The sequence below is a fragment of the Hoyosella subflava DQS3-9A1 genome (genome assembly GCF_000214175.1).
GTDB lineage: Bacteria > Actinomycetota > Actinomycetes > Mycobacteriales > Mycobacteriaceae > Hoyosella > Hoyosella subflava.
On sequence record NC_015564.1, the window covers coordinates 1,316,006 to 1,335,179 of the forward strand.

Here is a 19,174-nt window from a genome sequence, read left to right on the forward strand (position 1 = left end):
GGGGTAGGCCTGCTACCCGCCGACGAGCATCCCCACCGCGATCAGCACGACCGTCAACTCAAGGACCGCGCCGAGCACATCGCCGTTCAGGCCGCCGAATCGGCGCACGCAGTGATTAGTGAACAAGAAGGTCAGTACCAGCGCGACAGCTATGACGATCGTGCCCTGGTAAGGGCGGTCAGGCACGGCGACGATCGACACAAACACCGCTGCGATCAGCCAGGTTCCGATTATCGCCCACGACTGGGTTCCCGCGACCAGAGCGCCGAAACCTTCCGGGCGCGCGGAACGGATACCGGGCCGGCACGCGAGGACGACGGCGACGCGCGCTGTCGCGATCGCTACGACGACTGCTACGAGCTTCCCTTGTTCCGCTAGAGTCCCCAGCGCGAATGCTTGTGCGCCGAGGCAAAGCACCAGCGTCGCGACGCCGAACGGGCCTGAGCTGCCGCTGTGCATCACCGCCTGAGCCTTCTCCGGAGGCCCATAGGTTCCAAGTCCGTCTGCGGTGTCGGCGAGGCCGTCGAGGTGCATTCCACGGGTCAGGAGGGCGAGGAGTGCGACGGTCGCTATACCTGCGAGTGGCGCGGGAACTTCAAGGGCAACCAAACCCCACAACGCGAGAGCCGACAGGACGCCGAGCCCTAGGCCGATGAAAGGGGACGCGGCGATCGCCCAGCTCCCTGCCTGGCGATCCGCGATGCGTGGGCCCCGAACGGGCAGAACCGTCAGCCATGAAAAAGCGGCGCGGATCCCGTCGATGGCGGCGCTTTCGGGTGCATGCACCGAACGTCGCGAACGCCGATCTGTCACCGGTCACTCACCCCTGCCTCGTCGAAAGTCGCCATCTCTGCAAGCGTCGCGACGGCTGCCCGGACAATTGGCAGCGCAACGGCTGCACCCGAGCCCTCACCAAGCCGCATCTGGAAATCCACTACCGGTTCGAGCTGCAACTGCCGCAAGGCAAGCGTATGCGCCGGTTCGGTTGAGCGATGCCCGGCAATCCACCAGTCACGTGCTCCAGCAGCCATATCCTCGGCGACCATTGCTGCCGCTGATACAACAACTCCGTCGAGGATCGCGGGCGTACGGCGCACTGCGCTCTGCGCCAGGAACCCGGCCATCGCAGCGATGTCCGCTCCGGCTGCCGTTTGCAGGAGTTTGACGGGGTTGCGAACGGAAGGGCGCGCGCGTCGCATCGCATCACGAATCACTTCTGTTTTCCGCATCCAGGTGACGTCGTCGATACCGGTGCCGCGCCCCACAGCCGCCACTGGCTCAGTCCGGGTGAGCGAAGCGATGAGGACGGTGGCGGGCGTGGTGTTCCCAATTCCCATGTCTCCAGCGATGAGCAGGTCCGCGCCGCTATCGATTTCGCTATCGGCGATCACGCGCCCAGCGGCGATCGCGGTTAGCGTTTCCTCTTCCGTGAGCGCGTCCTCACGGTCGATACGGCCAGAGGACCGCCGCACCTTATACCGGGAGACCGCAGGAGGTGTGTCACCGGAAACGCTCAGGTCTTCCACTCGCACGGATGCTCCAGCTGCCCTGGCGAGAACATTGATCGCTGCTCCGCCAGCCAGAAAGTTCAGGACCATCTGCTGGGTCACTTCTGGCGGGTAAGCCGACACTCCAGTTTGGGCGACGCCGTGATCTCCGGCGAAGACAACGATTCGCGGGCGCTCGAACACGCGTGGCGGACATTGCCCCTGGCACGCGGCAACCCACTCGCCGATCTCTTCGAGCCGCCCGAGAGAACCAGGTGGTTTAGTCAGCGAGCGCTGGCGGTCCTGGGCTGCCCGGCGCGACGGTCGGTCAGGCTGGGGGACCGAATCGAACACGACGCGGGGATCCGGCTCATCTGGGGCTGACACCGGTCGTTGTCCTCCTCCTGAACTTCGCGCTGACTTCATTTCAGCGGCAAGGGGATTCCCGCTATGACCACAACTACTTTCTCGCACTTTTCCGCGAGTCGGCTGTTCAACACCCCGATGAGGTCACGAAACATCCGACCAGAGCGCGTAGGGGGAACGATCCCCATCCCGACCTCCGGCGTGACGATCACAAGTGGCCCTTCGTATGCGCAGACGGCTGACACAAGATCGTCCAGCACATCATCGAGCGCCGCGGGGCCACCGTCCCAGGCTTGCCGCGCATCGATCTGCGCTGTCAGCCAGGTGCCGAGGTCATCCACCAGCGTTGGAACAGCGCGTTCGCGGCGCAGTTCCATAGCAACGTCGGCAGTCTCCACGGTGTGCCACTGCGGCGCTCGTCGTGCTCGATGCACCGCGATGCGCTCTTCCCATTCAGGGTCGTTCACCCGTGGCGGGGAAGTAGCGATGTATCGCACCTCGCTTGGTGAGTTTGCCATCACCGCGATCAGTTCTTCGCTGTGGCCGGACTTGCCGGAACGCGCGCCACCTAGTACGAGTACACGGCCCATCGTTCGTGTGGCGGTCAGACCGCGTCCCCTGGCCGGACCTGCGGGCGTGGGACACGGAGTTTGCGGACCTGTGTCGCTCGGACGAACGCGTACCAGCCGATGCTGAAGCCGGTGTCGTCGCTGTCCGGGTAGCGTTCCCGGATCCGGTTGCTGATCATCCGGCCGAGCATGATGCCTTCGATGATCATGAAGATAAGAAAGACGAGCATGCCGAGTGTGATAACGCCCTGAAGCTCGGGAGGCATGAAGAGCGTCAGCAGGACGAGCAGTGCTAGTGGCATGAACAACCCGGCGAGGTTGCGTCGGGCGTCAACAAAATTGCGTGCCAGCCGCCGAACTGGACCGCGGTCACGCGGGAGCAGGTAATCCTCTTCGCCGGACATCATCCGCGCGCGTCGCTCTGACGCCCGTGCACGAGTTTCGGCAGCAGCGCGCTTCTTCTCGGCTTTGCTCATCTTCGGCTGATTTTTTTTGGCTGCTTTGAGCGCCTTCTTGCGTGCGCGTGCCTCGGCACGCGTCATGGGCGCTGGCGTGATGGGTCCGCGACTCCCTCGCGTGGCCTCATTCCGCTTCGGCGTTGGGCGGCCTTTGCCGGGTGTGTATCCGCGTCGTTCAGTCTGCTCAGCCGCGTTGCCGCGCGTCTGGCCGGAGCTTTCACCACTCGCGTCGGGACTGTGCTGTGCATCGCCCTCGCTCTCGCTCGGGGAATTCTGCTCGTTGCCACGTCGGGGGAACTTCACGCGCTACAGGGTATTGGATGAAAGGGGCCGGACAAACCCGATGCGACAAGTGCCACGCCGGCCGCACCACGACTGGCTTGGCCGTAGCGTGGCTTCTGTCACGCTACGCACGCTGAGGCGCCTTCCACACTAGAAGGAGGGACTTCACGGCCGCTCACAGCTGTGGGAATGTTCCTGAAGGATGTACCGTTTAAGGAAGCACGGGTATATGTGCACGGCACGGCAATGATGTAGAAGCTGAGGGAGAACGCATGACTGTGCAGAACGAGACCGCCACGCAGGGTGTGACGCTGACTCCGGCTGCAGCTGCGAAGGCAAAGGCGCTGCTCGAGCAGGAGGGGCGCGAGGATCTCTCGCTGCGAATTGCTGTGCAGCCAGGTGGGTGCGCAGGCTTGCGCTACCAGTTGTTCTTCGACGACAGGACCCTGGACGGCGATCACACGCTGGACTTCGAGGGCGTCACACTCGCCGTTGACCGGATGAGCGAGCCGTACCTTCACGGCGCGGTCATCGACTTCGTGGATTCGATCGAAAAGCAGGGCTTCACGATCGATAACCCCAACGCAACGGGTTCGTGCGCCTGCGGGGACTCATTCAACTGAGTCGGATCCAAGCTGGGGAGCCACGGCAGTAGGCAGCGCCGAAGTTGCATCCCCTAAAGTCGCACCCGGGGTGGTCTGGTGAATAAACCGGACCGCCCCGGAGTGCTTTTCCGGCAATTCGTGCTCTCTTCGGATCAGCCCATCGCGGTACCGTAAGGCGTCGCGAGGACCTCGCGTGTATCTACCCGTGGGCATGGAAAGGGATCATCAGTGGCGATCGCTGTGAGCGGATCGATTGCAACAGACCACCTCATGACGTTTCCGGGGAGGTTTTCTGAGCAGCTGGTCGCGGACAAGCTGAACCAGATTTCGCTCAGTTTCCTGGTTGACGATCTCGTCGTGCGACGGGGAGGTGTTGGCGGGAATATCGCGTACGCGATCGGAATGCTGGGCGGATCACCGGTGCTAGTAGGCGCGGCAGGCGGTGACTTCGCTGAGTACCGCGAGTGGCTGGAATCCCATGGTGTCGATTGCGCCGGTGTCTCGCTCTCGAAGACCGCGCATACCGCGCGATTCGTGTGCACTACAGACCTCGATATGGCCCAGATCGCGTCTTTCTATCCGGGTGCGATGTCCGAGGCGAAAGACACGTCGATCGCTGACGTCGTTCGCCAGAACCCGTCAATCGATATGGTGCTAATCGGTGCAAATGACCCCGAAGCTATGGGAGTGCACACCGACGAGTGCCGCAAGCTGGGTCTTCCCTTCGCCGCGGATCCGTCGCAGCAGCTCGCGCGAATTGACGGAGCCGCGGCTCGGCACCTCATCAAAGGCGCCGCATATCTCTTCACGAACGAGTACGAGTGGGGTTTGCTTCTCCAGAAGACTGGACTGACCGCAGAAGACGTCTCCTCCCAGGTCGACGTTCGGGTGACAACGCTGGGCGCCGGAGGTGTCGAGATCATGCCTTCGGGCGGCGAGCGGATCCACGTCGATGTCGTGCCCGAACTCAAGCGGGTTGATCCGACCGGTGTCGGTGATGCTTTCCGTGCGGGATTCCTGACCGGACGAGTAGCCGGCCTCGGGTTTGAACGGTCCGCTCAGCTTGGCTGTCTCGTGGCTGTCCTCGTCCTGGAAACCGTCGGAACCCAGGAGTGGAGCTGGAACCGTGACGAAGCTCTCGCCCGGCTCGCTGGCGCGTACGGGCAGGACGCCGCCGCAGAGATCGGCGAAGTCCTGCCCATCGGTGCCAGCGCGTAGGGGCGGACACGCTTAGAGCGTCACCGGGTACTGGTGGTCCTGGATCTGCGGCTTGATCCGCTTCTCGACGAAGATCCCGTGCCACACCATGAACGTAATAAGGGTCCACAACCGTCGACTGTGGTCAGCAATCCCTGAACGGTGTTCTTCCAGCATCTGGCCAACAGCTTGCAGGTTGAGAATGTGGTCAGCACCTGACTCCGCGATCTGGCTACGCGCCCACTCATACAGTTCGGGGCCGCGCAGCCAGTGACGGATCGGAACTGGGAAACCGAGTTTGTCGCGATGAAGCACGTGTGGAGGAACGATTCCCTCGAGAGCCTGACGCAACGCGTATTTGGTCGTGTCGCGCGTGATCTTCTGCTTATATGGGATTCGTTCAGCAACCTTGAAGACTTCGGGATCAAGGAATGGCACGCGCAACTCGAGGGAATTGGCCATCGTCATCTTGTCGGCCTTGACGAGAATGTCTCCGCGCAGCCAGGTGAAGAGATCCACATGCTGCATCCGTGCGACAGGGTCCCAGCCCTCTGACTGTGCGTAGATTGGTGCCGTGACGTCCATATGCGTCCACTCCGGATGGAAGTCGCGAAGCACAGAACGCAAGTGCGCGTCCTGGAAGCTGCGAGCATTCCCGTAATAGCGCTCTTCGAGGGTCTGAGAACCCCGCTGAAGCAAGCTTTTCCCGCGCCGGCCCTCGGGAAGTCGGTCTGACATCCGCGACGCTGCTCGGCGCATCCCCGGGGTGAGTGCGCTGAATGGGCGCAACGATAGCGGTTCTCGGTAGATGGTGTAGCCGCCAAAGAGTTCGTCCGCGCCTTCGCCCGAGAGAACGACCTTGACGTGCTTGCGGGCTTCTCTGGCGACGAAGTAGAGCGGAACGAGGGCCGGGTCAGCGACTGGGTCGTCGAGGTACCAAACAATCTCTGGGATTGCTTGGGCGAACTCTTCGGGCCCCACGATCTTCACCACGTGGCGCGCGCCGATCGCTTCCGCCGATTCGGCCGCGACATCCACTTCGGAATAACCTTCGCGCTGGAAACCGGTGGTGAACGTGATCAGGTCCGGATTGTGGCGAATCGCGAGTGCGGCGATCGCCGTCGAGTCGATCCCACCGGACAGAAACGATCCGACGGTGACATCGGCGCGCATGTGCTTCGCGACAGAGTCCTCGAGAACGCGCGCGATCTCGTTGTACCGTTTCTGTGCCTCGCTTTTGCCGCGCACGAACGGAACCACTGGGAACCGCGGCGTGAAGTACCGGGTGATCTCGGGTTCACCGCCGGGCCGGATCCAGGCGTACGAGCCGGATTCGAGCCGTCTGATGCCCGTGTGCAGCGTCTCCGGCTCCGGGACGTATTGCAGCACCAAGTAGTGCTCAGTTGCGCGGGGATCGATGCTCAAGTCGATACCGAGCAGGTCAGCAGCCTCGAGGAGACTCTTCTTTTCGCTTGCGAATCCGAAACCACCCGCGCCATGGGCGATGAAGAGGGGTTTGATTCCGAACGGGTCGCGCGCGATGAAGAGTTCACGCTTCTCGGTATCCCACACCGCGAATGCGAACATTCCGCGCAACCGGCGCACAGCGTGGGCACCCCAGTAGTGGAACGCGGCAACAATGGTCTCACTGTCACCCTCGGTCTGGAAGACCGCGTCGTGATCACGGCGCAGTTCCTCGCGAAGCTCGAGGTAGTTGTAGATCTCACCATTGAAGGTAAGTGCGTACCGCTCGGGGTTACCGGCCGGGCCCCAGCGGAGCGGCTGATGTGAGTGCGCGATATCGATGATCGCGAGGCGGTTGAAGCCGTAAGCGACATCGTCGTCGTGCCACGTTCCCGATTCATCAGGCCCGCGGTGACGCATGCAATGCACCGCTTCGCCCAGTTCAGGTGCGATCGCTGCCGCGTTTCGGTCGGCAGTCAGAATTCCAAGCAGGCCACACACAGCGCTCAGCACCTCAATTCGCGGATCCAGGGACCAGTCGGCCTCCTGTAGCGGGGCAACACTTCCGAAAGGGAGTATGCCGCAAACGTTGGTCACAGATGGGGCGACCCGAGCGCGCCGCCGCCAACGGCGTGGTTTACGCTGCGTAGTATTCGGACTCAGAATGTGGACGGGTCCGCAGTAGGTGTGGCAACCAGGAAGGCGTGAACGTGGCACACGGTAGTCAGCGTCGGATTGCGCGGCGGACTGGGCTAGCGGCGACTCTCGGTTTCGCTGCCGTGCTCCTTTCGGGCTGCTCCATTGACAATGCTGTTCTGCGATTCGGCTGGCCATCCGGGGTAACCCCGCAGGCCGAGATGATGCGTGAATTGTGGACTTGGTCGGTGGTCGCTGCTCTTGTAATGGGCGTGTTGGTGTGGGGCCTGACATTCTGGACGGTCGCGTTCCACCGTAAAAAGAAGGATTCCCCCGATTTCCCGAGGCAGACTGCCTACAACGTGCCGCTAGAACTCCTCTACACGGCCGTTCCATTCGTGATCATCGCGGTCCTGTTCTACTTCACCGTAGTAGTGCAGAATTTCGTGAACGACAAGGAACATGGCCAGGCCGAGGTTGTCGTAGATGTCACGGCGTACCAGTGGAACTGGAAGTTCGGGTACCGGACGATCGACATGCAGGACGGCACCCCTTCCTATGATGGGGAAGATCTGGAAACGCCGCAGGTCATCGCGGCCGGACAAGAAGCTGACGAGCAGGAAGAAGACTACGGTCCGATCCACGGCACGGCGAAGCGCGACCTGTCCTACCTCCAGTACAACAAGATCGAGACAGTGGGTTCGAGCGAGGAGATCCCGGTACTGGTTCTCCCGACTAACCGTCGCATCGAATTCGTCCTGAACTCGTCGGACGTAATCCACTCCTTCTGGGTGCCAGAGTTCCTCTTCAAACGCGATGTACTCCCGAACCCGATCGAGAACCACTCTGACAACTCGTTCCAGATCAGCGAGATCGAAAGGGAAGGCGCGTTCGTTGGCCGGTGCGCGGAAATGTGCGGCACCTACCACGCGATGATGAACTTCGAGGTGCGTGCCGTCAGCCCTGAGCGGTTCGCCGAGTACATCGAGTTGCGCAAGCCGGTTGAAGACGGTGGCGAGGGTCTCTCGAACGCCGAAGCGCTCGCAGCGATCGGTGAAGAGCCCGTTTCCATCACGACGGTTCCGTTCGAGACCCGGCGTGAGGTCCAGACCGCCATCCCGTTTAGGGCCGAGAACTGACGCTGACCATCCCGAGCGAGGACGAATACTGACATGAAGATCGAAGCGAAGCTCTTCGAGCTGTTGACGGTTTTCTTCATCATCGTGGGCATCATTTACGTGGTGTTCACCAATATTTCCCGTGCAGGTCTCGAGTGGGTCGGCATTACAGCGATTGCCCTCTCCGCGGGCCTCACATTGATCGTGGGCACGTACTTCCGCTTCGTTGCTCGCCGCATCGACACGCGGCCGGAAGACTATGACGAAGCTGACATTCAGGATGGCTCCGGCGACCTCGGATTCTTCCCGCCTCACAGCTTCTGGCCGCTAATCCTGGGACTAGCGGCGGCGGTCACCGCCGTTGGGTTCGCTTTCGTCCAGTGGTGGGTGGTTGCAGCTGGCGTAGTCGCTATTCTCGTTGCTACCGCCGGTTTGGTCTTCGAATACCACCTCGGTCCTGAGCAGCACTGATCAGCAGCACAATCCGCCCTGGAGCAGAGTTTCGGCCCAGGGCGGATTTGCCGTCTCTATGGGGGACCGCGAACAGTCGGGCAACGTTCGGTTCAGGTCGCTGTACATGTTCGCGGCGGCATTGCTCGCACTGCTCGCCGCACATGAGTGGATCGCCGGTCTGTTTGCCGGCAGTCCTCGGGTCCTCGCCGCGCTCACCGTGTTTGTTGCGGTCTTCGTGCAGGCGACGCCATTCCTGATCGTGGGAGTTCTGCTCAGCGCGAGCATTGCGACGTTCGCGTCTCCGCAAATCCTCCAGCGAATTTTGCCCCGTCAGCGGCACGCCGCGGTGGGAGCTGCCGGAATGGCCGGTCTGGCGCTGCCGGGCTGTGAATGTGGTTCAGTGCCTGTCGCGCGCCGCCTGATCGACCAAGGGGCTCCCAGTGCGGTCGCGCTGACCTTCATGTTGTCGGCGCCCGCAATCAACCCTGTTGTCCTTGTATCGACTGCGGTGGCATTCACGGGGTATCCCGAGATGGTGGCAGCGCGATTCGCGGGCTCCCTCGCCACTGCGCTGATTGTTGGCTGGGTGTGGATGGCCATCGCCAAGCCCAACTGGATGAAAAGCGCACGCAGCGCAGCCGCCCCAGGATGCTCACACGATGATCCCCGCGGGGGCCGTTTTCACACCTTCAGCTCTGCCGCTCGCCATGACCTCATTCAGGCAGGTGCCTTCCTCGCGCTTGGCGCCGCAATCGCAGCGGCTCTGCGGGTCTTCGTCCCCGACCGGGTCTACGACCACATCGCGGGGAACCTGCTGATTGGAGTGCTAGTGATGGCGGCGCTGGCCGTTCTGCTCGCACTGTGTTCCGAAGCGGACGCGTTCGTCGCGGCAAGTCTGACGATGATGCCACTCTTGCCACGCCTAGTCTTTCTTGTTGTCGGGCCTGCCGTCGATGTGAAGCTCATTGCCATGCAAGCCGGCACGTTCGGCAAGGGGTTCGCTGGCCGATTCGCGCCGCTCACGTTCCTGATTGCGGTTATTTGCGGATGCGCAGCAGGTCTGGTGTTTCTCGGGGCTGACGCATGACCCGAGAAATGCAGAACGCTTTACTTCTCTTGTTCGGTTGCGTGCTGATAAAGATCGTGGTCGCTGACGTGCACGTAAGGTACGTTCGCGAAGATTTTGGACCGTTTCTATTAGCAAGCGGCGTGGTCGTCGCTGGATTGGCCCTTGCGGGCATGGTCCAGGATTTTCGTGCGCTTAGGCGTTCACACGACCAGACCAGCCCCAATGCTGGACGGGCAGGGCGGGCGGCATGGATGCTGGGCGCGCCGGTCCTTCTGCTCCTGTTCATTCTGCCGCCGCCCCTGGGCCCGGAAACGATGGCCTCGGCTAGCGGACCGGCGAAACAGGTATCGCTGCGAAGTGCACCGGCGATTGCTTTCGACCCGCTGCCGGACGAACCGGCTCCGGCGCTGAACATTCTCGAGATCACGAGAAGGGCAGCATTCGATACCACCAGGAGCCTGAGTGGCCGGGAAGTAACGGTGACCGGGTTCTGGCTCGCTGCTTCTGAATCGCGTCCAGAGCCGTTATTGGGTCGTGTCAGCATCATTTGCTGCGCCGCAGACGCCAGGCTCGTGAGCGTCCGCTTGAGCGACGTGCGCGGGACAATCCTCGAGGCAGCCAACGACCACGCGTGGTTCGAAGTACGCGGTGAAGTAACACCGGGCAGTGCGACCGCGTCGAATGGGTATGTGCCGCATCTGCGGGTCACGGGGGTCCGCGCTATCGAAGCACCGGCAAACACGTACGAATACCCGGGCGGGTGAGCCTCCGGCCAGCTGCGCGGAAACATCGAGGCAGACTCACCCATAGCGGGACATACTCATAGGAAACGTCCTATGAGTATGTCCCGTTAGTGGGGAAGGTGTGCAGGAGGGGCCACGCGAACGGGGTCCCAGCGAATCGCTGGAACCCCGTTTACACGCGTGCTGCAGGCCTAGTGCTGGCCATTGCCACCATCGATGTTGCGCTGTTGTAGTTCGCGCAGAGCCCGTGCGTGCTCAACGTGCGCTTGATGCTCCGCACGTTCGAGGGCCTCGTGCTCGTCCTGCGGGTCGGCTACTAGCAGACCGCCGGAGCCCGGCTTGCCAGCAGAACCGAGCTGGTTCATCCGCTTCGGGACAGCTGCGCCCTGGTAGGGGAGCGGGATCGGATGGCCGTGCTCGTCCACCGGTCCTAGCGGCTGATGCAATTCGATGTACTCGCCGTGGGGGAGCCTCGTGATGATGCCGGTCTCGATACCGTGCTCGAGAACCTTGCGATCGGAACGCTGCAGGCCGAGGCACCAGCGGTACGCGATGATGTACGCCAGCGGGGGCAGAACGACCATACCGATACGACCAGCCCACGTCGTCGCATTGAGCGAGATGTGGAACTTGAACGCGATGATGTCGTTCATAGCCATCAGGAACAGCACCAGGTAGAACGCCAGGGCCATGGCACCGAGCGCGGTGCGGACCGGGACGTCACGTGGACGCTGTAGCAGGTTGTGGTGGACGTCGTCCTTCGTGAGCTTCGCCTCGATGAACGGGTATGTGAAGAGCAGCGCGAACACGACACCCAGAATCACGGCAACCCAGACAACCGACGGGATCATGTAATTCCCGAGATAGATATCCCACCCTGGGAAGATGCGCGCCATTCCTTCGGTGAAGAACATGTAGAAGTCAGGCTGCGAACCCGCAGAGATTTGCGACGGGTTGTACGGGCCGAGATTCCAGATCGGGTTGATCTGCAGCAGTCCGCCCATGAGTGCCAGGATTCCGAAGATCACCGCGAAGAAGCCGCCAGCCTTCACACCGAAGACGGGGAGTACGCGGACGCCAACGACGTTGTTCTCTGTGCGCCCAGGGCCGGGGAATTGAGTGTGCTTCTGGTACCACACGAGCGCGAGGTGCGCCGCGATGAGCGCCAGCAGAATGCCGGGAAGCAACAGAATATGCAGGACGTACGCGCGCGGAATGATCAGTTCACCAGGGAAGTCCCCGCCGAATGCCAGCCAATGGATCCACGTACCAACCACAGGCAGCGAAAGCATGATCGCCGAGGTGATACGAAGACCGGTGCCGGACAGCAGGTCGTCAGGGAGGGTGTAGCCGAGGAAGCCCTCAGCAATGGTGAGAACCAAGATCAGCGAGCCGATTACCCAGTTCGCTTCACGCGGCTTACGGAAACCGCCCGTGAAGAAGATCCGGAGAAGGTGCATGATGATCGATGCTGCGAACAGCAGAGCGGCCCAGTGATGCAGCTGCCTGACGAAGAGCCCACCGCGCACCTCAAAGGAAAGGTTCAGCGTGGTTTCGTAGGCTTTCGACATCTCAACGCCGCGCATCGGCTGGTAGACACCCTCGTAGGCGATGTGCGCCATGGAGGGGTCGAAGAACAGCGTCAGGTAAACGCCGGAGATCAGAAGGATGATGAAGCTGTAGAGCGCCACCTCACCAAGCAGGAATGACCAGTGGGTGGGGAACACCTTGTTCATCTGCCGCCGCATACCAGCAGCCATGCGGTAGCGGTCATCCATGTCGCCAGCGGCACGGTTCGCTTCGGCTGTACTGCGCGCCTTGAGCGCTTGACTCATGCTCATGATTCCAGATTCCTGTAGCCAGGCCGTTCCCAGAACGCTGGGCCGAGCGGTTCGATGAAGTCGCCGTTAGCGACCATATAGCCCTCTTCGTTCACTGTGATGGGCAGCTGCGGAAGAGCACGGGTAGCTGGCCCGAAGACCGGCTTGGCGTACTGCATCACGTCGAACTGTGACTGGTGGCAGGGGCACAGGATCCGCTGTGTCTGCTGTTCATAGAGCGACGTTGGGCACGCGAGGTGGGTGCAGATCTTCGAGTATGCGAAGAAATTTCCGTAGTTGAATGTTTCCTGACCCTCGCGTCGGACCGCGCGGTTGGCGTCCTCGGCGCGCAAATGGATCAACATAACTGCAGAATACTCGTGCCGGAACGACTTGAGCAGCGCGTCGTGATCTCCCCGCCATGATTCCTTGAATGGAAACACAGTTTCCATACCGCCGGCGTCGATGTCTTCGGGACGAATTAGCGCGACGTCAGTGATGCGCCCGGTGTCGCGGCGCAGGTAAATAGTTTCGCCCGGATAGTCGGGCGTCCACAACGATCGCCACAGCGCGGAGTCGTCCCGGTCCGCCCAGGGGTTCTTGACCATGCCGCCGACAAGCCCGACCGGAGCCGCCACCGCGAAGGCGCCGATCCCGAAGGCCGCGCTCCACTTGATCATGCCGCGGCGGCCGATCGTGGACGTGTCGTACGCATCGCGGAGCAGCGCGACTGTCGTTCTCTGATCGACTTCCTCTGACGGCCCATCGTGCCGCTGCTGGACCGCGATCTCCTCGGGGATCATCTTCTTTGCGATCAGCACGACCGCGATTCCGATGCTGAGGATCGATAGGCCGAAGGTCAGACCATATAGCGGCGTGGTCAGGCTGTAGAGCGCGTATCCTTCTTCCCCGACCGTGCGATACTCCCACGGCCAGAACACGAAGATAGCGACGAAGGCGAGACCCGAGAGACCAGCTAGCGCGAACCAGAATGCGATCTGGCGTTCAGCGCGCTTCTCAGCCTTGGAACCTTTGATGGGCCAACGGTTGCGCCGGTAGATAACATCAACATCATCCAGGTTGGCGCCGAGCTTCGCGAGCTCGTCCTGGCTCATGTTGGCCAGTTCCTCCGGCGTGGGGTTCTGCTTTGGATCCCCGCTGCTCATGACCTTGCTCCGATCCACATTGCGGCGCCGATAACTACTGCTGTTCCGAGGACCCACATCGTTACACCCTCAGAGACTGGGCCGAAGCCGCCGAGCCCATATCCACCAGGGTTGCGTGGCTCGTTGACGGCCTTGACGTACGCGATGATGTCGCGCTTGTCCTCAGGCGACAGTTGGCGGTCGGAGAACACAGGCATGTTCTGCGGGCCAGTCAGCATCGCTGTGTAGATATCGGGTTCCGGCACACCGACGAGTTCAGGTGCCCATTTTCCGGCAGACAGGGCGCCGCCCTGGCCGGTGAAGTTGTGACATGACGCGCAGTTCTGGCGGAAGAGTTCGCCACCGCGCGCGGGGTCGTTGCCGCGCAGCGAGGCCGTTGCGACTTCGCCATCGGCATCACGTGGGACGATTGGGCCCCCGCCGTTGGCCTGGATGTACGCGCCAAGTGCGTCAATCTGACGAGCCTCGAACTTGGCAGGCTTGCGCAGCGCCTGCGCCTCGTTGCGCATCGCGGGCATGCGGCCGGATGCGACCTGGAAGTAGACGGAAGCTTCGCCGACACCAATGAGGCTCGGGCCACGGTCAGGCACGCCCTGCAGGTTCACGCCGTGGCAGGTGACACAGGACGTGTCATACAGCTGCTTTCCTTCGCGAATCAGAGCGGCACTGTCTTCCTGGGCTGTAGCGATCTGTGGTTCAGGAGTGATCGCGGCGGCGATGACACCCGCGCCGACAAGACCCATCAAGAGCATTACTGCTCCGGCGGCGCGCCTGCGCAACTTACGTGCGCGGCGCTGCTGGCGCGGCGAGTTTCCGGGCGACTTCTCGGGAACGCCCGGTGCACCGCCGAAGTCGTCGGCTGTGGGTGGTGGAGATGAGCTCATCGAGATCCCTTTGGTATCGGGGGACGGGCTGGACGGGGCTGGTCTTTCGGCATTTCGGTGACTATTGAATGAAGTAGATCGTCGCGAAGAGTGCGATCCACACGATGTCGACGAAGTGCCAGTAGTACGAGACGACGATCGCTGCGGTGGCTTGCGATGGCGTGAACTTACTCATTTTTGTGCGCGCGATGATGTAGAGGAACGCGATGAGACCGCCGATGACGTGCAGGCCGTGGAAGCCCGTCGCCATGAAGAACACCGAGCCGTAGACGCTGCTTGACAGGGTCGTTCCCTCATGGACGAGCTCGTAGTACTCGTAGCCCTGTCCAATGACGAAGAACAAGCCCATGAAGAAGCTGATCAGATACCAGCGCCGTAGGCCGTATACGTCGCCCCGCTCGGCTGCGAACACGCCGTACTGGCAGGTGAACGAGGATGCCACCAGGACGACAGTGATCGTCAGCGCGAAAGGAATGTTGAGGTGCGTGGGTGGTGGTGGCCACTCCGTAGCCTGGGCACGCGATACGAAGTACATCGCGAACAAGCCCGCGAAGAACATGAGCTCGCTGGACAACCAGACGATAGTGCCCACGCTGACCATGTTGGGGCGGTTCAGCGAGTGCACACGCTGTGTGATTGCCGTTCCTGAGGTCCCTACTGCGCTCGTCACAATTGGAAGTATGACGCCCCGTCGTAAGAAACGTGCAGCCGGGTCCGGTATTTCGTTTCGAGCGCGGGTGTTTCCCCAGGTCGCGGTTGTTTTGGCGGCTCGCTGGTAGTGTCTCTCGGAGTGTCGCGCCTCGTAAAGCATGTGTCCGATCACCGCTAATAGGGCGGGAAAGGCGGCACGTGCCGACGGGTGACGGCCGGACGCGGACAGGAGATGCACTATGTGGCAGTGGATGCGCAGTGCTCGGTTACGCAACTGGCTGACGGCGCGTAGGACCACGGAGGAACTAGAGCCAGGGCGAGCGGATCTTGTGGTTGTCGCGGAAGCTTTTAACCCCTCCGAGTCGTGCAGTGGCGTACTGGCCAGGGCGAGCTCGACGCATCCGGTGTGGCGTGCGACGGACGCGGCGGTTCTTCGCCATCATCTGGCTTTCCGCGGGAACGCCCAGCAGGCGGCTCAGATTGCCGCGATTGATGGATATTCAGTGGCGGTCGCAGCGCCTTACCTGTCACCGTCGAGGCCTGCCCCCGAAGATGGCGATGAATTGATCGTGCTGCAGCGTGTGCAGAAGCTGTCGGCCCTCTCGTGCGCGCAAGAAGCTTCCAGGATGGCGAGTCTTGCGTCGCGCCTCGGTGGACAGTGCTACGGATGGGACGCCCTCCAGCCGCTCCATGAGTAGCGGCGCTGGGTACTAGGATCGGCTGGACTCTGAAATTGATCGGCAAGAGAGGCTTCGTTGTGACGTCTGGTGATGCTCAGTTCAGCTGGCCGCTAGTTCTCGGGGCGCTAACCGAGGGGCAGGATCTTTCCTCGGCCGCCACAGGCTGGGCAATGAACGAGATCATGTCGGACGAAGCGACTCCGGCGCAGATTGCGGCATTCGGTGTCGCCCTCAAGATGAAGGGCCCTACGGCCGAGGAACTCGGTGGCCTCGCTGATGTGATGCTGTCACATGCACGCTCGGTCCCGGTGAGTCCCGAGGCCGTCGACGTAGTGGGCACCGGCGGTGATCGTTCTCATACCGTGAACATCTCGACAATGTCCTCGATCGTGGTCGCCGCGGCCGGGGTACGGGTAGTCAAGCACGGGAACCGGGCGGCATCGTCGCGCAGCGGTGGAGCGGACGTACTTGAGGCTCTCGGCGTGCGGATCGACCTCGGGCCAGAAGCGGTTGCGCGTTGCGTGGATGAAGTAGGGATCGGGTTCTGCTTCGCACCCGTCTTCCACCCGGCTTTGCGGTTTGCCGCTGCTCCGCGGAAAGAAATCGGTATCCCGACGGCGTTCAACGTTCTGGGGCCGCTGACGAATCCTGCGCGCCCTCGTGCGGGCCTCGTTGGCTGTGCTTTCCCGTCGCTCGCTCCCGTGGTGGCCCAGGTGTTCGCCAATAGGGGACATTCCGCGCTCGTTGTGCGCGGCGACGATGGGCTCGACGAAATCACCACCAGCACAACCACCACAGTGCACGCAGTAGCGGATGGCGCGGTGACGACGACCACCTTCGATCCACGGTCCGTGGGTATTCCTTACTCGGACCCGGGGGCGTTGAAGGGCGGCGACGCCGAGGAGAACGCGCAGATTGCCCGATCGGTTCTCGCTGGGGAGCAAGGGCCTGTACGTGATGCCGTGATCCTCAACTCAGCAGCGGCGATAGCTGCGTTCAGGGGAGTCGGCGACAAGGAACTCACGGACGCGATCGCTTCAGGCGTAGAGCAGGCAGCGAGCGCGATCGATACAGGGGCCGCAGCGGATTTGCTCGCGCGCTGGGCGGAACTCACGCACCGGATCACCGGGTAGGTTTATTCTCCGATCGAAAAGCCGGCCTCGACATCAGCACGCGCGTAAGACTTGAATGCAATGTGCGTGCGGGTCGTTCGTACTCCCGCAACTTTGGCGATCCGTTCGGTGACAACATGCGCGATGTCTTCGTGACTGCGCACACGGATGATCGCGATTAGGTCGATGTCGCCGGCGCATGAATATACCTCGGTCACGCCTGGTAGGTCGGCAACTTCCTGGGCGGTCTCCGGGATGCTATGAGCATCGGCGTGGATGTGAACGATGACGGTGATCATCCGCTGACTGTATCGCTCAGCGTGGTGCTCGGGCCCGCATGGGTTAACCGATGAGTGAGTGGGCCTCGCGGGCACTCGATCGGGCCCGCTTGCACCACGCGAGATGCTTGCCCGCACCGTGGGCGGGCTCGCAGTAGCCGTGCGTTGTCCGCACAATTCGCGCGCCAGGCTCGCTCAGCCACTTAATGAGCAGTCCCACCTCTTCAGGATGCGTGCCGCTTAGTGGTGTTCCGTCAGGCAGCACGGTTTCCGCGGTGTGCGTCAACAAGTCGACTAGCTGTAACGGTGACGAGCCGCGGGGCGCACGGCCTGCCGCCGCGAGACGTCCATGGCGGATGATCGCGAGCTCCCAGCCGCCGCGACCATCGGGCCGCCCCGCCACGATCTCCTCGATCGAGGTAAGGGCCGACATACGATGACTGCGGTGCAACGCAAGCCCTAAGTGTGCGGCCCTGTCACGTAGCCGGGCAGCGGTTTCGAACTTCTCATCAACAGCGAGCTGGGCAATCCTGTTCTGCAGTTCAGTGAGGGGGTCATCACGCATCCCTGCGAGCACTTCCGCAACCCGAAGTGCGGTGGCGCGGTATGCGGTGGCAGCGAGCAGACCATCCCTGGCTGCTGGGCAGCCGCCGACGGGGGCGGGGGGACAGTGCGAGCCGTGAAGATCACGTTCCGTAAGTCGACGAGTGCAGGTTCGCAGGCCCGCACTCTCCGCGAGAGTGTGTGCCGCATCTGTCGCGGTACCTCGGTTCGGGAACGGGCCGACCGATTGGGAATGTGGCGTCCGCGTCACGGATAGTCGCGGGAATGGCTCGTCCGTCAGCGTGACCCACCACGCGCGCTGCGGCCACTTCGACTTCCGGTTATATGGAGGCGCGTGAGCGGCAAGTAACCGCAACTCGCGTACCCCGGCTTCAAGGGGGATGGAACAGGCGACGTGATCGACGCCTTCCGCGAGTGCCACCATTTCCCGCATGCGGGTCCGCTGCTCCGACCCAGTGAAGTAGGACCGAACCCGAGCGCGAAGGTTGGTGGCGGTTCCGACATAGAGCGCTTCGTTCGACGGTCCGCGGAAGATATAGACGCCTGGCGTTTCCGGGAGGTGGCGGGCAAGGTCGCGTTTCTCGCGCACAACTGAGGGGACTGATGGGTAGTACTCCGTCAGTTCCCCAAGGCTATGGATCCCTTTATTACCGACCCGCTCGAATAGAGCGTGCAGAACGTCTACTGTCGCCCGGGCGTCGTCGAGGGCCCTGTGAGTGGGACGGTGTGGAACGCGAAACAGGTCGGCCAGCGCAGAGAGTTTGACGGATGGCGCCTCGTCTTTGGACAGGATCCTCCGGGCGAGTTTGACAGTGCATACAGGTCGAGGGAACGACCAGGCTAGGTCACAGCGCTGCGCAGCCGCCTTGAGGAAGCTCATGTCGAAACCGGCGTTGTGAGCAACCAGGACGGTGCCCCGCGCGAACTCAAGAAAGCCGGGCATCACCTCGCGGATCGTCGGCGCTTGGTAGATCATCGCGGACGTGATGCCAGTTATCTGGACGACGTAGGGCGGAATGTCCCGCTCCGGATTGACCAGCGTCGCGAACTCGCCAAGCACCTCGCCGCCCTGAATTTTGACTGCACCGATTTCCGTTATCCGGTCACTGTCGGAGCTGCCGCCAGTAGTCTCGAGATCCACGACGACGAAGGTGATGTCACGCAACGTCGTTCCAAGTTCTTCAAAACTCAGCTGCGTTCCGCCGTCGCCGGATGCGATCGAGGCGGGGCTCTGGCGACTTGGCGCGAAGGTGGAAACCGGACTCACGCGGTCAGATTAATTGTCACCCCTGACAATTCGAGTCAACGCGTAGAAGAACGCGCCGGTACAGGCACTGGAATGCGCGTCGTAGTGCACAGCAGAGCGGGACACGTGCCCGAATCGTCCGAGTGCGCCATCGGGTACGAAACTTCGCATGTCGGACGCAGCAAGCACTCAGCAAGCACTCAGGCAAGAAGTGAGAGAAGGGTCACAATTTTCTTTTTGTGTGATCCTTGCACCCCGTGTATTGCGGTTCGTGAGGCGTGCGCAGCAGAATGGCGCCACCATCAAATATTTTGTCTACCTGGACG

At 62.1% G+C, this 19,174-nt stretch carries 19 protein-coding genes; 8 read left to right on the plus strand and 11 right to left on the minus strand.

The window, feature by feature from the left end; genetic code table 11:
* Positions 1–12 precede the first annotated feature (12 nt).
* From AS9A_RS06150 to AS9A_RS06165, 4 genes are read right to left on the minus strand one after another with little or no spacing between them, the layout of a single operon-like run.
* A complete protein-coding gene (locus AS9A_RS06150) occupies positions 13–813 on the minus strand; it encodes an adenosylcobinamide-GDP ribazoletransferase (protein WP_013806068.1) in 801 nt (266 codons plus the stop codon).
* Positions 810–1,874: a nicotinate-nucleotide--dimethylbenzimidazole phosphoribosyltransferase gene (cobT, locus tag AS9A_RS06155; protein WP_013806069.1), complete on the minus strand. Its 1,065-nt coding sequence runs from the start codon at positions 1,872–1,874 to the stop codon at positions 810–812. The genes AS9A_RS06150 and cobT overlap by 4 nt, the downstream gene beginning before the upstream one ends.
* 35 nt (positions 1,875–1,909) lie before the next feature.
* Positions 1,910–2,443 carry a bifunctional adenosylcobinamide kinase/adenosylcobinamide-phosphate guanylyltransferase gene (locus tag AS9A_RS06160; protein ID WP_013806070.1) on the minus strand — a complete coding sequence of 178 codons (534 nt, stop codon included), beginning with the start codon at positions 2,441–2,443 and terminating at the stop codon, positions 1,910–1,912.
* Positions 2,444–2,457: 14 nt separating this feature from the next.
* On the minus strand, positions 2,458–3,183 hold the full coding sequence (locus AS9A_RS06165) for a DUF3043 domain-containing protein (RefSeq protein WP_013806071.1): 726 nt from the start codon (positions 3,181–3,183) through the stop codon (positions 2,458–2,460).
* 251 nt (positions 3,184–3,434) lie between these two features.
* Here AS9A_RS06165 and AS9A_RS06170 point away from each other — a divergent pair, with 251 nt between their 5' ends.
* Complete coding sequence (locus tag AS9A_RS06170) at positions 3,435–3,785, plus strand: HesB/IscA family protein (RefSeq protein ID WP_013806072.1); 351 nt, start codon at positions 3,435–3,437, stop codon at positions 3,783–3,785.
* 210 nt (positions 3,786–3,995) lie between these two features.
* Positions 3,996–4,985 carry a carbohydrate kinase family protein gene (locus AS9A_RS06175; protein ID WP_013806073.1) on the plus strand — a complete coding sequence of 330 codons (990 nt, stop codon included), beginning with the start codon at positions 3,996–3,998 and terminating at the stop codon, positions 4,983–4,985.
* 12 nt (positions 4,986–4,997) lie between these two features.
* On the opposite strand, the gene asnB is transcribed toward AS9A_RS06175, so the two are convergent.
* Positions 4,998–6,929: an asparagine synthase (glutamine-hydrolyzing) gene (gene asnB / locus AS9A_RS06180; protein WP_013806074.1), complete on the minus strand. Its 1,932-nt coding sequence runs from the start codon at positions 6,927–6,929 to the stop codon at positions 4,998–5,000.
* Between the two features lie 203 nt (positions 6,930–7,132).
* On the opposite strand from asnB, the gene ctaC reads away from it, so the two are divergent.
* From ctaC to AS9A_RS06200, 4 genes are read left to right on the plus strand one after another with little or no spacing between them, the layout of a single operon-like run.
* Positions 7,133–8,203, plus strand: coding sequence for an aa3-type cytochrome oxidase subunit II (gene ctaC, locus AS9A_RS06185; RefSeq protein WP_041450906.1), 1,071 nt, complete (start codon positions 7,133–7,135; stop codon positions 8,201–8,203).
* Positions 8,204–8,236: 33 nt separating this feature from the next.
* Positions 8,237–8,653, plus strand: coding sequence for a cytochrome c oxidase subunit 4 (locus AS9A_RS06190; protein ID WP_013806076.1), 417 nt, complete (start codon positions 8,237–8,239; stop codon positions 8,651–8,653).
* A gap of 58 nt (positions 8,654–8,711) precedes the next feature.
* A complete protein-coding gene (locus AS9A_RS06195) occupies positions 8,712–9,722 on the plus strand; it encodes a permease (RefSeq protein ID WP_013806077.1) in 1,011 nt (336 codons plus the stop codon).
* Positions 9,719–10,468 (plus strand): TIGR03943 family putative permease subunit, encoded by a 750-nt coding sequence (locus AS9A_RS06200; protein ID WP_041450907.1) that lies wholly within the window; start codon positions 9,719–9,721, stop codon positions 10,466–10,468. The genes AS9A_RS06195 and AS9A_RS06200 overlap by 4 nt, the downstream gene beginning before the upstream one ends.
* 170 nt (positions 10,469–10,638) lie before the next feature.
* On the opposite strand, the gene qcrB is transcribed toward AS9A_RS06200, so the two are convergent.
* The 4 genes from qcrB to ctaE all read right to left on the minus strand — a co-directional run bounded on the left by qcrB (position 10,639) and on the right by ctaE (position 14,987).
* Positions 10,639–12,282 carry a cytochrome bc1 complex cytochrome b subunit gene (qcrB, locus tag AS9A_RS06205; protein ID WP_041450908.1) on the minus strand — a complete coding sequence of 548 codons (1,644 nt, stop codon included), beginning with the start codon at positions 12,280–12,282 and terminating at the stop codon, positions 10,639–10,641.
* Positions 12,283–12,284: 2 nt separating this feature from the next.
* A complete protein-coding gene (qcrA, locus tag AS9A_RS06210; protein ID WP_013806080.1) occupies positions 12,285–13,433 on the minus strand; it encodes a cytochrome bc1 complex Rieske iron-sulfur subunit in 1,149 nt (382 codons plus the stop codon).
* Positions 13,430–14,317 carry a cytochrome bc1 complex diheme cytochrome c subunit gene (gene qcrC / locus AS9A_RS06215; protein WP_083826470.1) on the minus strand — a complete coding sequence of 296 codons (888 nt, stop codon included), beginning with the start codon at positions 14,315–14,317 and terminating at the stop codon, positions 13,430–13,432. The genes qcrA and qcrC overlap by 4 nt, the downstream gene beginning before the upstream one ends.
* Positions 14,318–14,378: 61 nt before the next feature.
* Positions 14,379–14,987 (minus strand): aa3-type cytochrome oxidase subunit III, encoded by a 609-nt coding sequence (gene ctaE / locus AS9A_RS06220; protein ID WP_083826657.1) that lies wholly within the window; start codon positions 14,985–14,987, stop codon positions 14,379–14,381.
* A 220-nt stretch (positions 14,988–15,207) separates the two neighbouring features.
* Between ctaE and AS9A_RS06225 the strand changes: the two genes are divergently transcribed.
* Both AS9A_RS06225 and trpD read left to right on the plus strand, forming a co-directional pair.
* Positions 15,208–15,666, plus strand: a complete 459-nt coding sequence (locus AS9A_RS06225) for a hypothetical protein (protein WP_013806083.1) — start codon at positions 15,208–15,210, stop codon at positions 15,664–15,666.
* A gap of 59 nt (positions 15,667–15,725) precedes the next feature.
* Positions 15,726–16,781, plus strand: coding sequence for an anthranilate phosphoribosyltransferase (trpD, locus tag AS9A_RS06230; RefSeq protein ID WP_013806084.1), 1,056 nt, complete (start codon positions 15,726–15,728; stop codon positions 16,779–16,781).
* 2 nt (positions 16,782–16,783) lie between these two features.
* On the opposite strand, the gene AS9A_RS06235 is transcribed toward trpD, so the two are convergent.
* The gene (locus tag AS9A_RS06235; RefSeq protein WP_013806085.1) at positions 16,784–17,059 is read right to left on the minus strand and encodes an Lrp/AsnC family transcriptional regulator; all 276 of its coding nucleotides are present in this window, start codon (positions 17,057–17,059) and stop codon (positions 16,784–16,786) included.
* 43 nt (positions 17,060–17,102) lie between these two features.
* Positions 17,103–18,869 carry a DEDD exonuclease domain-containing protein gene (locus tag AS9A_RS06240; RefSeq protein ID WP_013806086.1) on the minus strand — a complete coding sequence of 589 codons (1,767 nt, stop codon included), beginning with the start codon at positions 18,867–18,869 and terminating at the stop codon, positions 17,103–17,105.
* Positions 18,870–19,174 lie beyond the last annotated feature (305 nt).

Excerpts from the sequence above, each read along its gene's own strand:
- AS9A_RS06160 (WP_013806070.1), bottom strand. The coding sequence starts at position 2,443 with ATGGGCCGTGTACTCGTACTAGGTGGCGCGCGTTCCGGCAAGTCCGGC.
- AS9A_RS06170 (WP_013806072.1), top strand. The coding sequence starts at position 3,435 with ATGACTGTGCAGAACGAGACCGCCACGCAGGGTGTGACGCTGACTCCG.
- AS9A_RS06190 (WP_013806076.1), top strand. The coding sequence starts at position 8,237 with ATGAAGATCGAAGCGAAGCTCTTCGAGCTGTTGACGGTTTTCTTCATC.
- AS9A_RS06195 (WP_013806077.1), top strand. The coding sequence starts at position 8,712 with ATGGGGGACCGCGAACAGTCGGGCAACGTTCGGTTCAGGTCGCTGTAC.
- AS9A_RS06200 (WP_041450907.1), top strand. The coding sequence starts at position 9,719 with ATGACCCGAGAAATGCAGAACGCTTTACTTCTCTTGTTCGGTTGCGTG.
- qcrB (WP_041450908.1), bottom strand. The coding sequence starts at position 12,282 with ATGAGTCAAGCGCTCAAGGCGCGCAGTACAGCCGAAGCGAACCGTGCC.
- qcrA (WP_013806080.1), bottom strand. The coding sequence starts at position 13,433 with ATGAGCAGCGGGGATCCAAAGCAGAACCCCACGCCGGAGGAACTGGCC.
- qcrC (WP_083826470.1), bottom strand. The coding sequence starts at position 14,317 with ATGAGCTCATCTCCACCACCCACAGCCGACGACTTCGGCGGTGCACCG.
- AS9A_RS06225 (WP_013806083.1), top strand. The coding sequence starts at position 15,208 with ATGTGGCAGTGGATGCGCAGTGCTCGGTTACGCAACTGGCTGACGGCG.
- AS9A_RS06235 (WP_013806085.1), bottom strand. The coding sequence starts at position 17,059 with ATGATCACCGTCATCGTTCACATCCACGCCGATGCTCATAGCATCCCG.